The organism is Allofournierella massiliensis (assembly GCF_004345265.1).
Taxonomy (GTDB): Bacteria; Bacillota; Clostridia; order Oscillospirales; family Ruminococcaceae; genus Allofournierella; species Allofournierella massiliensis.
Genome location: NZ_SLUM01000004.1, coordinates 44,527 through 59,842, shown reverse-complemented (window position 1 = coordinate 59,842; position 15,316 = coordinate 44,527). Strand labels below are relative to the sequence as shown.

The following is a 15,316-nucleotide window of genomic DNA, read 5'->3' as shown; positions in this document are numbered from 1 at the left end:
TTTAAAAAAACGTAGTCAAGATATTCAAAGAATCATGAAATGTTGTTTCAGAATATGGCGTAAACACACTATTTTTTTACTTTTCAGGAAACAAATCTGTGAAATCTGATCATTTCTGCTATCGTAACACTCCGATTCCTTCTGTTTTCTCTTTCCTGTGTTTCGGAGGCTCCTCTCCCTGATGTATGCTGTTTTCCAAAATAAAAATACCCCCTGTTCCAAGTGAACAGGGGGTATTTTTATTGCTGCAAATGCAATCTCTTACTTAACGATCTCGCCCTCGTTGGCGCCCAGGCAGGCATTGGACTCGTCGGTATCGATGTGCATGGCGGTGGCGAACTTCTCGCTCACACGAATCACAACGTCGTCGAATACCAGCTTACGGCCTTCCTTGCCGCAGGCTACCTTTACGATCTCCTTGTCCTGTACGCCCAGCTTCTCGGCGTCCTCAGGAGTCACATGGATGTGACGCTTGGCAACGATCACGCCTTCCTTCAGCTCAACCTCGCCGCAGGGGCCAACCAGCTTGCAGGCGCCGGAACCGGCGATGTCGCCGGACTCACGAACGGGAGCGGCAATGCCGATGGAACGGGCATCGGAAGCGGACAGCTCCACCTGATCCGCATTGCGGCAGGGGCCCAGGATGGACACATTGGCCAGCTCCTTCTTGGGGCCAACAACGGTCACGCGCTGCTCGGAAGCATACTGGCCGGGCTGGCTAAGCTCCTTCTTCACGGTCAGCTCAAAGCCTTTGCCAAACAGGGTCTCCAAGGTCTCTTTGGTCACATGTACGTGACGGGCAGAAGTCTCAACTAAGAATTTCATATGTCATTTCCTCCCTTGGGTCGGATACGTTCCGGCCGCTCATATTTATTGTATCAAGCGCCAATCAAAACTTCAAGACAAAAACCGCCCATTTGTGCTATAATATTTTTATAACAAACTGCAATCAGCAAAGCGAGGTGCCGTGGATGGATTTTGAATCCCTGAAGCAGGAATGTCTGGCCTGCCGCAAATGCGGCCTGTGTGAGACCCGCCACAACGTGGTGTTCGGCATGGGCAGCCCCACTGCCGAGGTCATGTTCATCGGTGAGGGCCCCGGCCAGAATGAGGATGAACAGGGCCTGCCCTTTGTGGGCCGCAGCGGCAAGCTGCTGGATCAGTATCTGGAAGCGGTGGATCTCTCCCGGGAGAAAAACGTCTTTATCGCCAACATCGTGAAATGTCGCCCGCCCCAGAACCGGGATCCTCTGCCGGAGGAATGGGATGCCTGCCTGCCTTGGCTGCGGGAGCAGTTCCGGCTGATCCGCCCCAAAATCGTAGTCTGCCTGGGCCGCATTGCCGCCCAGCGGCTGATCCGGCCGGACTTCTCCGTGACCAAGGAACACGGTCAGTTCATCGAAAAGAACGGTGTTCTCTTCATGGCAACCCTGCACCCTGCTGCTCTGCTGCGCAATCCCAAGCAGAAGCCTATGGCCTTTGGGGACTTCGTCGCTCTGCGGGAGATGATCGGCAAGGTGTGCGATCACACCTACTGACATTCCCCTGCCCTTCTCTGTTTCTTCCGGGGAATTTCTTCTTACGGAGCTCTTCACTCCTGCGGATATTTCCTCCACCGGAACCGGGCATCTTCCGATTCCCGGTTTGACTCCGTGAAGCAGAACAGTGTTTTCCCGCTTCACAAATCAATCTGCAAACACAGCATTCTATAGCCGCGGCTTTTAGCCGGCGTGACATAAGAAAACAACACCGGAAAAGGCCCGCTTTTGCGGGATTGCAGCGTCAAATCCCCTTGACAACCACCAAGGGTGCCGGGGCGGTGCAAGCCGCGAAGAACCCGGTAGGTTCTTCGACCGGCCAGGGCGATCTGCGAAGCAGGGCGGGCGCACGATTGACGCGCCCGCAGCCCACTGCGGGTCTTTTCCTTTCACTCCCATCAAAATCAGCTCTTTTCCGGTGCTGTGCAGTTCTGCCCCAGGATTTTGGATGCAGAAAGTGCGAAAAGGGGCAGGCAAGCCTTAGTGGCTTGCCTGCCCCTTTGAACATTTTTTGCGTCAAAATCCTAAGGCAGAACCGTCGTTTTCTTATGCCACACCGGCCTTCTGCCGCGGTTTTTTTGCGCAAAAAAGCCCCCCGCTTTGCAGCGGGGGGCTTTGAAGCTCACAAAATCAGAGAATCAAAGATTACTCGTAGATCTTGGAAACAACGCCGGAACCAACGGTGCGGCCACCCTCACGGATAGCGAAACGCAGGCCTTCGTCCATGGCGATGGGGGTGATCAGCTCAACGTCCATATCAACGTTATCGCCGGGCATGCACATCTCGGTGCCTTCGGGCAGAGTGATAACGCCGGTAACGTCGGTGGTACGGAAGTAGAACTGAGGACGGTAGTTGTTGAAGAAGGGGGTGTGACGGCCGCCTTCATCCTTCTTCAGGATGTAAACGTGGCCCTGGAACTTGGTGTGAGGATGAATGCTGCCGGGCTTAGCCAGAACCTGGCCACGCTCGATGTCGGAGCGCTGAACGCCACGCAGCAGAGCACCAACGTTGTCGCCAGCCTCGGCGAAGTCCAGCAGCTTGCGGAACATCTCCAGACCGGTAACGGTGGTCTTGCTCTTCTCGTCCTTCAGACCAACGATCTCAACTTCCTCGCCAACCTTGATCTGGCCCTGCTCAACACGACCGGTAGCCACGGTGCCGCGGCCGGTGATGGTGAACACGTCCTCAACGGGCATCAGGAAGGGCTTGTCAGCCATACGATCGGGAGTGGGGATGTAGTTGTCAACAGCGTCCATCAGGTCCAGAATGCACTTGTACTCGGGAGCGTTGATGTCGGTGCTGGTGCTCTCCAGAACGGCCAGAGCGGAACCCTTGATGATGGGGGTGTCGTCGCCGGGGAAGTCGTACTCGCTCAGCAGATCGCGGATCTCCATCTCAACCAGATCCAGCAGCTCGGGGTCGTCCACCTGGTCAACCTTGTTCATGAAAACAACGATGTAGGGAACGCCAACCTGACGGGACAGCAGGATGTGCTCGCGGGTCTGAGGCATGGGGCCATCAGCGGAAGAAACCACCAGGATAGCGCCGTCCATCTGGGCAGCACCGGTGATCATGTTCTTAACGTAGTCGGCGTGGCCCGGGCAGTCCACGTGAGCGTAGTGACGGTTGTCGGTCTCGTACTCAACGTGAGAGGTGTTGATGGTGATACCACGCTCGCGCTCCTCGGGAGCCTTATCGATGTTGGCGTAATCGGTGAACTCGGCGTCGCCCTTCATCGCCAGAACCTTGGTGATAGCGGCGGTCAGAGTGGTCTTGCCGTGGTCAACGTGACCGATGGTGCCAATGTTAATATGAGGCTTGCTGCGCTCAAACTTAGCTTTTGCCATTTTAATTGTCCTCCTTTTTTTAAACCATAGAGCCTAAGGTTATAATACTAAAACCAACGTCAAAAATCAAGAGATTTTTGATGATTTGCCGCATGGATACGCCCATGCGGCAAATCTCTGGTTTTATTTACTCCTTGTTGCGGCCAGCCATGATGCTCTCGGCAATATTCTTGGGTACCTCAGCGTAGTGGCTGGGCTCCATGGAATACTGACCGCGGCCCTGGGTCTTGGAACGCAGGTCGGTGGAGTAACCGAACATGTTGGACAGGGGAACGAAGGCGTTGATCTGCTGAGAACCAGACAGAGCCTCCATGCCCTGGATCTGACCGCGACGGGAGTTCAGATCGCCGATAACGTCGCCCATGTACTCGTCGGGAACGATAACAGCAACCTTCATGATGGGCTCCATGATAGCGGGATCCGCCTTGGCCATAGCGTCCTTGAACGCCATGGAACCGGCAATCTTAAAGGCCATCTCAGAGGAGTCGACCTCGTGGTAAGAACCGCCCTTCAGGGTGACCTTCACGTCCTCCACCGGGTAACCGGCCAGGATACCGGCCTTCATAGCGCCCTGGATACCCTGATCGATCGCGGGGATGAACTCCTTGGGAACATCACCGCCAACAACGGCGTTGATGAACTCGTAGCCCTTGCCGGCCTCGTTGGGCTCGATGTCGATGATACAATGACCATACTGACCCTTACCACCGGACTGACGGGCGTACTTGGTGTTGGAGCTGGCCGCACGGCGGATGCATTCGCGGTAAGCAACCTGGGGAGCACCCACGTTGGCTTCTACCTTGAACTCACGCAGCAGACGGTCAACAATGATTTCCAGATGCAGCTCGCCCATGCCGGCGATGATGGTCTGGCCGGTCTCCTCGTCGGTCCAGGTACGGAAGGTGGGGTCCTCTTCAGCCAGCTTGTTCAGCGCAATGCCCATCTTCTCCTGACCAGCCTTGGTCTTGGGCTCGATGGCAACGCGGATAACAGGCTCGGGGAACTCCATGCTCTCCAGGATGACGGGATGCTTGGGATCGCACAGGGTGTCACCAGTGGTGGTGTTCTTCAGGCCAACAGCGGCGGCGATATCACCGGCGTAGCAGACCTCGATGTCCTGACGATGGTTTGCGTGCATCTGCAGGATGCGGCCCATACGCTCGTTGTTCTCCTTCACGGAGTTGTAAACGGTGGTGCCGGCTTCCACCATACCGGAGTATACGCGGAAGAAGCACAGCTTACCAACGAACGGGTCGGTCGCGATCTTGAAAGCCAGAGCGGCGAAGGGAGCGTTGTCGTCGGAAGGACGGCTGGTCTCCTCGCCGGTCTCGGGATCCACGCCCTTGATGTCCTCGATATCGGTGGGAGCGGGCATGTAATCCACGATGGCGTCCAGCAGCTTCTGAACGCCCTTGTTGCGGTAGGAAGTACCGCAGGTAACGGGAACCACGGTGTTGGCGATGGTTTCCTTACGCAGAGCCTTCTTGATTTCTTCCTTGGTCAGCTCTTCGCCGTCCAGGTACTTCATCATCAGCTCTTCGTCGCCTTCGGCAATAGCCTCCAGCATTTCGGCACGATACTGCTCGGCCAGCTCACGCATATCCTCGGGGATGGGCTCCACGCGGATATCCTTACCCATATCGTCGTAGTAGACGTCCGCCTGCATATCGATCAGATCGATGATGCCCTTGAACTCGTCTTCCTTGCCGATGGGCAGCTGGATGGGCACAGCATTGCACTTCAGACGCTCGCGCATCATCTTCACAACGCGGTAGAAATCGGCGCCCATGATGTCCATCTTGTTCACGTAAGCCATGCGGGGTACGTGATACTTGTCGGCCTGGCGCCAAACAGTCTCGGACTGGGGCTCAACGCCGCCCTTGGCGCACAGAACGGTAACAGAACCGTCCAGAACACGCAGAGAACGTTCTACCTCAACGGTGAAGTCCACGTGGCCGGGGGTGTCGATGATGTTGATCCGATGCCGGTTCTTCTTGGCCTTGGCGGGATCGTTCAGCAGTTCCGTGTGGCTCCAGTAGCAGGTGGTAGCAGCAGAAGTAATGGTAATACCACGCTCCTGCTCCTGCGCCATCCAGTCCATGGTAGCCGCGCCATCGTGCGTTTCACCGATCTTGTGGTTAACACCAGTGTAATACAGGATACGCTCGGTGGTGGTGGTCTTGCCGGCGTCGATGTGCGCCATAATGCCGATGTTTCTGGTCATTTCCAGAGAAACGTCTCTTGGCATATTAACCTCCTATATATACAGGGCGGATCAATAACGGTAATGGGCGAAAGCCTTGTTGGCCTCGGCCATCTTGTGAGTGTCCTCACGCTTCTTCACGGCGTTACCGGTGTTGTTCACGGCATCCATGATCTCGTTGGCCAGACGCTCACGCATGGTGCGCTCGCTGCGGGCGCGAGAGTAAGTGGTGAGCCAGCGCAGACCCAGGGTCTCACGGCGCTCGGCACGAACCTCAACAGGCACCTGGTAGGTGGAACCACCAACGCGGCGGGCCTTAACTTCCAGGCTGGGCATGATGTTCTCCAGAGCTTTTTCGAACATCTCCAGGGGATCGTTACCGGACTTCTCCTTTACGATCTCGAACGCATCGTAAACGATTTTCTGAGCGACGCCCTTCTTGCCGTCCAGCATGATGCTGTTGATCAAGCGGGTCACCATCTTGGAATTGTACAGCGGGTCAGCCAGAACGTCCCGCTTAGCAATGTTACCTCTTCTAGGCATCTTTCTTCCCTCCTTCACAGAATGATATCATCGGTACTCGAAAGCAATAAACTCCCGTTGTGCCATGCAAAGAGGCCTTATATAAAGACGCCTTTGATGGCGGGGTAAACGTTAATTACTTCTTCTTAGCACCGGCCTTGGGGCGCTTCGCGCCGTACTTGGAGCGGGCCTGGTTACGGTTGGCCACACCCTGGGTATCCAGAGTACCACGGATAATGTGGTAACGAACACCGGGCAGGTCCTTAACACGGCCGCCACGAATCAGTACTACGCTGTGCTCCTGCAGGTTGTGGCCGATGCCAGGAATGTAAGAGGTTACCTCAATACCATTCGTGAGCTTTACACGGGCTACCTTACGCAGAGCAGAGTTGGGCTTCTTGGGGGTCATGGTACGAACAGCGGTGCATACACCACGCTTCTGGGGGCTGTTAGCGTCGCTGTAAGACTTGTCCAGAGAGTTGTAGCTCTTCTGCAGAGCAGGAGCGGTAGACTTGCGGACAGACACCTCACGGCCTTTGCGTACAAGCTGGTTAAAAGTAGGCATTTTGTTCTCCTTTCTTCAAATTATTTATGTTAAAGCGGCAAGCCGCCATAACATCAAACAGGCATAGTTGCGCCATGACCGGCGCAACAGTTTTTATTTTACACACTAGCTTTGTGTATGTCAACAGTATTTTCGAAAAAAACTTGGTTGATTCACTGAAATTTTATTTTCTGCGCCTGTAAAGGGCTTTTCCCTGCCCCCCGCCGCTGCAAAACAGCCGTTTTCGCAAAAGAAGTGCCGCCCCCAAAAGGGCGGCACTTCGCAAAAACGATTCAGAGCACCGGGCGAAAATTACTCGGCAGCGGTCTCAGCAACCGGCTCCAGTACTTCCTCGGCAGGATCCGCGATCTCTTCGGGAACGATGCCGTTCTCCTCCTGCTCGCGGCGGATCAGCTCGGCTTCCACCTCGTCCAGACCGGTACCGGCCGGGATCAGCTTACCGATGATTACGTTCTCCTTCAGGCCCATCAGCGGGTCAACCTTGCCCTTGATGGCGGCTTCGGTCAGCACGCGGGTGGTCTCCTGGAAGGAAGCGGCAGACAGGAAGCTGTCGGTGGACAGAGACGCCTTGGTGATACCCAGCAGCACGTCGGTGTACTGAGCCAGCTTCAGGCCCTCCTCGCCGGCGGCGATGCGCTCCATCAGAGCGGCGTTCTGCTGCTCCACTTCCATCTTGTCGGCCAGAGCGCCGCCAATCAGGGTGGTGGAGCCCGCGTCGTCCACGCGAACCTTGCGCATCATCTGACGTACGATAACCTCGATGTGCTTGTCGTTGATTTCTACACCCTGCAGGCGGTATACCTTCTGAACCTCCTGAATCAGGTAGTTCTGAACGGCGATACGGCCCTTGATGGCCAGGATGTCGTGGGGGTAGGCATGACCCTCGGTGATCATGTCGCCCTTCTCCAGCTGCTGACCCTCGGTGACGCGGATGCGCTGACCGAAGGGAATCAGGTAGCTCTTCTCGGCGGGAGCACCGTTCTCGTCCACACCGGAAACCACCACATGGCGGTTCTTCTTGCTGTCGTCGATGTGAGCGGTACCGGCAATCTCGGTCATGATGGCCAGAGCCTTGGGCCGGCGGCTCTCGAACAGCTCCTCAACGCGGGGCAGACCCTGGGTAATGTCCTCAGCAGATGCGATACCGCCGGTATGGAAGGTACGCATGGTCAGCTGGGTACCGGGCTCACCGATGGACTGAGCAGCGATGATACCAACGGACTCACCCACGCGAACGGGATCGCCGTTGGCCAGGTTGGAGCCGTAGCAGTGAGCACATACGCCCACCTTGGCGCGGCAGTTCAGCACGCTGCGGATCTGCAGCTCGGTGATGCCGGCGGCCTCGATCTTCTCGGCGTCGAACAGGTCCATCATCTTGCCTTCGGGCACGATGACCTCGCCGGTGGCGGGGTTGCACACATCGCCCACGGCGTAACGGCCGATCAGACGCTCGCGGAAGGTCTCGATCTCTTCCTTGCCCTCGCGGATATCGGATACCCAGATACCCTCGGTGGCGCCGCAGTCCTCCTCACGGACGATCACGTCCTGAGAAACGTCAACCAGACGGCGGGTCAGGTAACCGGAGTCGGCGGTACGCAGAGCGGTATCCGCCATGCCCTTACGGGCACCACGGCAGGAAACGAAGTACTCCAAGATGTTCAGGCCTTCACGGTAGTTGGCGCGAATGGGCATCTCGATGGTCTTACCGGCGGTGTTGGCCAGCAGACCGCGCATGCCGGCCAGCTGCTTGATCTGGTTCATGGAACCACGGGCACCGGAGTCCGCCATCATGAAGATGGGGTTGCGGTCTTCCAGGTTGTCGGCCAGAGCCTTGGAAACCTTGTCGGTGGTCTCCTGCCAGATCTGGATCACGCCGTTGTAGCGTTCCTCGTTGGAGATCAGGCCTCGGTTGAACTGCTTGATCACCTTGGAAACCCGCTCGTCGGCCTCAGCCAGCAGCTCGGGCTTCTGGGGCGGGATCACGGCGTCGCACACGGCAACGGTGATGCCGCTGATGGTGGAATATTTGTAGCCCTGGGCCTTGATGCGGTCCAGCATCTCGCTGGTGGCCTTGGTGCCATGCACCGCCAGGCAGCGGCTGATGATGTCGGGCAGGTTCTTCTTGGTGACCTGGAAGTCGACCTCGTAGCCGAACATGGCCTCGGGATCGTTGCGGTCCACATAGCCCAGATCCTGCGGGATGGGCTGGTTGAAGATGATGCGGCCCACGGTGGTGTCCACCAGCTTGCTCTTCAGCTCGCCGTTCACTTCCAGAGTGCGGCGAACCTTGATGCGGGCCTGCAGGGTGATGACCTTGTCGCTGTAAGCCATGATGGCCTCTTCCTCATCACGGAAGACCTTGCCCTCGCCCTTGTCACCATCGTTGACCATGGTCAGGTAGTAGGAGCCCAGAATCATATCCTGGGTGGGCACGGCAACGGGAGCACCATCAGAAGGCTTCAGCAGGTTGCCGGAAGCCAGCATCAGCATGCGGGCCTCGCGCTGGGCCTCCACGCTCAGGGGCAGGTGCACGGCCATCTGGTCGCCGTCGAAGTCGGCGTTGAAGGCGGTACATACCAGAGGATGCAGCTTGATGGCGTGGCCTTCCACCAGCACGGGCTCGAAAGCCTGAATGCCCAGACGGTGCAGGGTAGGCGCACGGTTCAGCATGACGGGGTGACCCTTGATCACGGTCTCCAGGCTGTCCCACACTTCGGTGCGGGCGCGCTCCACCATCTTGCGGGCGCTCTTGATGTTGTTGGCCAGGCCCTTTTCCACCAGATCCTTCATCACGAAGGGCTTGAACAGCTCCAGAGCCATCTCCTTGGGCAGACCGCACTGGTACATCTTCAGCTCGGGGCCTACAACGATAACAGAACGGCCGGAGTAGTCAACACGCTTACCCAGCAGGTTCTGACGGAAGCGGCCCTGCTTACCCTTCAGCATGTCGGACAGGCTCTTCAGGGGGCGGTTGTTGGGGCCGGTGACGGGACGGCCGCGGCGGCCGTTGTCGATCAGGGCGTCCACAGCCTCCTGCAGCATGCGCTTCTCGTTGCGCACGATGATGTCGGGAGCGCCCAGCTCCAGCAGGCGCTTCAGACGGTTGTTACGGTTGATGACCCGGCGATACAGGTCGTTCAGGTCGCTGGTGGCGAAACGGCCGCCGTCCAGCTGAACCATGGGACGGATATCCGGCGGAATCACGGGCACAACGTCCATGATCATCCACTCGGGGCGGTTGCCGGACAGGCGGAATGCCTCCACAACCTCCAGGCGCTTCAGGATACGAACGCGCTTCTGGCCGCCGGCATCCTCCAGCTCGTTGCGCAGCTGGGTGCGCAGCTCTTCCAGATCGATCTCTGCCAGCAGCTCCTTGATGGCCTCGGCGCCCATGGCAGCCTTGAACTCATCCTCGTAGCGCTCGCGCATCTCGTGGTATTCCTTTTCGCTGAGCAGCTGCTTCTTCTCCAGCGGGGTGTAGCCGGGATCGGTTACGATGTAGCTGGCGAAATACAGCACCTTCTCCAGCTGACGGGGGCTGATGTCCAGCATCAGGCCGATGCGGCTGGGGATACCCTTGAAGTACCAGATATGGGAAACGGGCGCGGCCAGCTCGATGTGGCCCATGCGCTCACGGCGCACCTTGGACTTGGTGACCTCAACGCCGCAGCGGTCGCAGATCTTGCCCTTGTAGCGGATGCGCTTATACTTACCGCAGTGGCATTCCCAGTCCTTGGTGGGTCCGAAAATGCGCTCGCAGAACAGGCCGTCCCGCTCGGGCTTCAGGGTGCGGTAGTTGATCGTTTCCGGCTTTTTGACCTCGCCGTAGCTCCAGGCACGGATCTGTTCGGGAGAAGCAAGGCCGATCTTGATCGAATCGAAATCGTTATATTCCATTAAACGAACCCTTCCTTTTCTAATGTTTCGATGAATGAGGGCTTGGGGGCGCGGCGCGCTGTTTCAACGCGCCGCACACCACTCTCGGCTTGATCAGAATTCGTCATCCATACCCAGGCCGTCGTCGGCAAACAGGCTGTCGTCCGGCTCAAAAATCTCCTCCGGCTCATCGAAACCGGCGTCTGCATCGGAATCAGCGTCCTCAATGCTGTAATCGTTGCTCAGTTCGTTCTCCACCAGAACGTCCTCGCCCATGGGCAGGTCGCGGGTGTCGAAGCCAGTCTCCTCGTCGTCGAAGTTCTGCTTCAGATCCACCTCGTCGCCGTTGGAATCCTGCACGCGCACATCCAGACCCAGGCTCTGCAGTTCCTTGATCAGAACGCGGAAGCTCTCGGGGATGCCGGGCTTGGGAACGGGCTGCCCCTTCACGATGGCCTCGTAGGTCTTTACACGGCCGACCACGTCGTCGGACTTCACGGTCAGGATCTCCTGCAGGGTGTAGGCTGCACCGTAAGCCTCCAGGGCCCAAACCTCCATTTCGCCGAAGCGCTGGCCGCCGAACTGGGCCTTACCACCCAGAGGCTGCTGGGTAACCAGGCTGTAGGGGCCGGTGGAACGGGCGTGGATCTTATCGTCTACCAGGTGATGCAGCTTCAGGTAGTACATGTAACCAACGGTGACGCGGTTGTCGAACTTCTCACCGGTGCGGCCGTCGTAAACGGTGCTCTTGCCGTCCTCGTCCAGCTCGATCTTGGAGAAGTCGATCACATGGCCGATCTCCGGGCGCATGATCTTGTCCAGCTTGGTGGGATATTCGGGAGCGTTCTCGCCGTGGTTGGTCTCATAGGCCAGATGGTAGCACTCGCGGATGTCCTGCTCGTGGGCGCCGTCGAATACGGGGGTCATGATCTTCCAGCCCAGCGCCTTGGCGGCGTAGCCCAGATGAACCTCCAGCACCTGACCGATGTTCATACGGGAGGGAACGCCCAGGGGGTTCAGCACGATGTCCAGCGGAGTACCGTCGGCCAGGAAGGGCATATCCTCCTGGGGCAGAATGCGGGATACAACACCCTTGTTACCGTGACGACCGGCCATCTTGTCGCCCACGCTGATCTTACGCTTCTGGGCGATGTAGCAGCGCACAACCTGGCGTACACCGGGCTGCAGCTCGTCGCAGTTGTCGGGAGTGAATACCTTCACGTCCACAATGATGCCGTACTGGCCATGGGGAACGCGCAGGGAGGTGTCGCGCACCTCGCGGGCCTTCTCGCCAAAGATGGCGCGCAGCAGGCGCTCCTCGGCGGTCAGCTCGGTCTCGCCCTTCGGGGTGACCTTACCAACCAGAATGTCGCCGGCCTTGACCTCGGCGCCGATGCGGATGATGCCGCGCTCGTCCAGATCCTTCAGGGCATCCTCGCCCACGTTGGGGATGTCGCGGGTGATCTCCTCGGGTCCCAGCTTGGTCTCGCGGGCCTCGGTCTCGTACTCCTCGATGTGGATGGAGGTGTAAACGTCCTCACGAACGATCTTCTCGTTGATCAGAACGGCGTCCTCGTAGTTGTAGCCCTCCCAGGTCATGAAGCCGATCAGGGCGTTCTTACCCAGGCTGATCTCGCCGTTCTTGGTGGCGGGGCCGTCGGCGATGACCTGACCGGCCTTCACCTCTTCGCCCTTGTCCACGATGGGGCGCTGGTTCACGCAGGTGCCCTGGTTGGAGCGCATGAACTTGATGAGCTCGTACTCGTCGGTGGTGGTCTTGCTGGTGCGGATCACGATCTTGTCCGCATCCACATGCTCCACAACACCGTCGTTCTTGGCCAGAACACAAACGCCGGAGTCACAGGCAGCCTTGTACTCCATGCCGGTGGCCACGATGGGCTGCTGGGTAACCAGCAGAGGCACGGCCTGACGCTGCATGTTCGCACCCATCAGAGCACGGTTGGCGTCGTCGTTTTCCAGGAAGGGGATCATGGCGGTAGCCACGGACACAACCATCTTGGGGCTTACGTCCATGTAGTCCACGCGCTCGCGCTCGATTTCCAGAATCTCGTCACGGCGGCGGGCATTGACGCGGGCCTTGGTGAAGTGGCCTTCCTCGTCCAGAGGCTCGTTGGCCTGCGCTACAACGTACTCGTCCTCCACATCGGCGGTCATGTAGACCACCTCGTCGGTGACCACGCCGCGCTCCTTGTCCACCTTGCGGTAGGGAGCCTCGATAAAGCCGTACTCGTTGATGCGGGCGAAGCTGGCCAGATAGGAAATCAGACCGATGTTGGGACCTTCAGGGGTCTCAATGGGGCACATGCGGCCGTAATGGCTGTAGTGTACGTCACGCACCTCGAAACCGGCGCGGTCACGGCTCAGACCGCCGGGGCCCAGAGCGGACAGACGGCGCTTGTGGGTCAGCTCGGCCAGAGGGTTGTTCTGGTCCATGAACTGAGACAGCGGGCTGGAACCGAAGAATTCCTTGATGGCGGCAACCACAGGCCGGATGTTGATCAGGCTCTGGGGGGTGGCCTCGTTCATGTCCTGCGCCTGCAGGGTCATGCGCTCGCGGATCACGCGCTCCATACGGGAGAAGCCGATGCGGAACTGGTTCTGCAGCAGCTCGCCCACGCTGCGGATACGACGGTTGCCCAGGTGGTCGATGTCGTCGGTAACGCCAATGCCGTGGTCCAGACCGTTCAGGTAGTTGATGGAGGAGAAGATGTCGTCCAGGGTGACGGTCTTGCTGATGAGGCGGTCGTGGTTCTTGACCAGCAGCTCCTTCTGCTCGGCCTCGTCGCTGGTGGCATCCAGAATGGCCTTCACCTCAGCAAAGGTCACGCGCTCGTTGATGCCGCACTCCAGCACGTCGAAATTGAAGAAGTTCTGGGCATCCACGGTGCCGTTGGTGATCACCTTGCGCTCCCGGTCGTCGGCCATGATGAAGGCCACGGATACACCGGCGGCCTCGGCGGCCTCGGCGGCCTCACGGCTGATCTTCTCGCCGGCGGCAATCAGCAGCTCGCCGGTGAGGGGGGCAATGATGTCGCGGGCGGCCACAAAGCCGGTGATGCGGCGGGCCAGAGCCAGCTTCTTGTTCATCTTGTACCGGCCGAACCGGGACATGTCGTACCGGCGGGGGTCGAAGAACAGGTTATTCAGGTGGGTCTGGGCGCTCTCCACCGTCGGGGGCTCGCCGGGACGCAGCTTGCGGTAGGTCTCCAGCAGACCCTCTTCCTCGTTGTGGGTGGTATCCTTGTCCAGAGTGGCCAGGATGCGCTCGTCCTCACCGAAGAACTCCCGGATCTGGGCGTCGCTGCCCATGCCCAGAGCACGCAGCAGCACGGTAACGGGCAGCTTGCGGTTCTTATCGATGCGCACATAGAACACATCGTTGGAGTCGGTCTCATACTCCAGCCAGGCGCCGCGGTTGGGGTTCATGGTGGCGGTGTACAGCTTCTTGCCGGTCTTGTCGTAGCTGGCGCCGAAGTAAACGCCGGGGCTGCGAACCAGCTGGCTGACGATGACACGCTCCGCACCGTTATTGATGAAGGTACCCGCGTCGGTCATGAGCGGGAAATCGCCCATGAAGATCTCCTGCTCCTTTACCTCGCCGGTCTCCTTGTTCAGCAGCCGGGCGGTAACGCGCAGGGGCGCCGCGTAGGTAGTGTCGCGTTCCTTGCACTCTTTGATGGTGTATTTGGGCTCTCCCAGATGGTAATCCACGAATTCCAGAGCCAGATTGCCGGTGAAGTCCTCAATGGTGGCAATGTCGCGGAAAACCTCTTTCAGACCCTCGTCCAAAAACCAGCGGTACGAGTTCTTCTGCACCTCGATGAGGTTGGGCATGGTGATAACCTCATCGATGCGGGAAAAGCTCATGCGTTCGGTTTTGCCAAGGGTTGTGGGCTTGACCTTCATCATAAAAAGCTTCCACTCCTATCCTGTTTCTACTTACATGATTGAGCACGCCCCGCCGGGGCAGTGATACGGCCCGCAGAGTTTTGTGTATTTTTCACAAACTTTTGCGAGTTTTTTGTACATGCTGCCTTTTTTAGGGCGTGTTGATCCAATTATGGTATACCATAACAGTATAATGGCCAAAAAGCCCGGTGTCAAGCCATTTTTTCGCTTTTTTTAAAAACACCGGCCCAGGCATGATACGCCCGGGCCGGTGTTATCTTTTTGATGATTCTCAGCGGCATTGGTTCTCGCTTGCCACGATCTGGGCGAAATCCACCGCCCCCAGCTCCCGGTTCACCTGCTCGCTGATGCGCCGGAACACCTGCTGAAAGGCACAGATACCGGAGGCGCCCCGGTTGCACTCGCCGCACTCCTCCAGGCAGCGGGAAAGCTGATAGGGCCCCTCCACCGCACGGATCACATCCAGCATGGTGATTTCCGCCGCAGGCCGGGCCAGCTCGTAGCCTCCCCGGTTGCCCTTGAAGCTGGCCACCAGACCACTGGCCACCAGCTTGCCCAGAATCTTCAGCGAAAAGCGCAGCGAAACGCTCATCTCCTGGCTGATGGAGCGGGCGTCCATCCTCTTTTGGTTTTTGGCCAGGCAGTAAATGATACGGATGGCGTAATCCGATTCCTGCGTGATGTGCATAAACGCCTTCTCCTTTCCCGCGGGCGGCAAAACCGGGCCCGCCGTGCAGGGCCGCGCCCCGCAATAACTATACTTTAATGATATAGTTAAATATATCAGGTTTGAGTGGAATTGTCAAACCCGCCCCGTATACAGAAAGCGGGCGG

The 15,316-nt window shown here is 58.2% G+C and carries 9 protein-coding genes; 1 reads left to right on the top strand and 8 read right to left on the bottom strand.

Annotation, left to right across the window (positions count from 1 at the left end):
- Window positions 1–261: 261 nt before the first annotated feature.
- A complete protein-coding gene (locus EDD77_RS03140; RefSeq protein ID WP_058965817.1) occupies window positions 262–825 on the bottom strand; it encodes a PduL/EutD family phosphate acyltransferase in 564 nt (187 codons plus the stop codon).
- A gap of 146 nt (window positions 826–971) precedes the next feature.
- On the opposite strand from EDD77_RS03140, the gene EDD77_RS03135 reads away from it, so the two are divergent.
- Complete coding sequence (locus EDD77_RS03135) at window positions 972–1,538, top strand: uracil-DNA glycosylase (protein WP_058965815.1); 567 nt, start codon at window positions 972–974, stop codon at window positions 1,536–1,538.
- A 645-nt stretch (window positions 1,539–2,183) separates the two neighbouring features.
- Here EDD77_RS03135 and tuf read toward each other — a convergent pair.
- From tuf to EDD77_RS03100, 7 genes are all read right to left on the bottom strand, one after another.
- Window positions 2,184–3,386 (bottom strand): elongation factor Tu, encoded by a 1,203-nt coding sequence (gene tuf / locus EDD77_RS03130; protein ID WP_058965813.1) that lies wholly within the window; start codon window positions 3,384–3,386, stop codon window positions 2,184–2,186.
- Window positions 3,387–3,513: 127 nt separating this feature from the next.
- The gene (fusA, locus tag EDD77_RS03125) at window positions 3,514–5,634 is read right to left on the bottom strand and encodes an elongation factor G (protein WP_058965812.1); all 2,121 of its coding nucleotides are present in this window, start codon (window positions 5,632–5,634) and stop codon (window positions 3,514–3,516) included.
- 27 nt (window positions 5,635–5,661) lie between these two features.
- Window positions 5,662–6,132 carry a 30S ribosomal protein S7 gene (rpsG, locus tag EDD77_RS03120; protein WP_058965810.1) on the bottom strand — a complete coding sequence of 157 codons (471 nt, stop codon included), beginning with the start codon at window positions 6,130–6,132 and terminating at the stop codon, window positions 5,662–5,664.
- Between the two features lie 115 nt (window positions 6,133–6,247).
- On the bottom strand, window positions 6,248–6,676 hold the full coding sequence (gene rpsL, locus EDD77_RS03115) for a 30S ribosomal protein S12 (protein WP_058965808.1): 429 nt from the start codon (window positions 6,674–6,676) through the stop codon (window positions 6,248–6,250).
- A 291-nt stretch (window positions 6,677–6,967) separates the two neighbouring features.
- Window positions 6,968–10,573 (bottom strand): DNA-directed RNA polymerase subunit beta', encoded by a 3,606-nt coding sequence (rpoC, locus tag EDD77_RS03110; protein ID WP_058965806.1) that lies wholly within the window; start codon window positions 10,571–10,573, stop codon window positions 6,968–6,970.
- Between the two features lie 93 nt (window positions 10,574–10,666).
- The gene (gene rpoB / locus EDD77_RS03105) at window positions 10,667–14,482 is read right to left on the bottom strand and encodes a DNA-directed RNA polymerase subunit beta (RefSeq protein WP_058965804.1); all 3,816 of its coding nucleotides are present in this window, start codon (window positions 14,480–14,482) and stop codon (window positions 10,667–10,669) included.
- 271 nt (window positions 14,483–14,753) lie between these two features.
- Window positions 14,754–15,170, bottom strand: coding sequence for an RrF2 family transcriptional regulator (locus tag EDD77_RS03100; RefSeq protein WP_058965802.1), 417 nt, complete (start codon window positions 15,168–15,170; stop codon window positions 14,754–14,756).
- Window positions 15,171–15,316 lie beyond the last annotated feature (146 nt).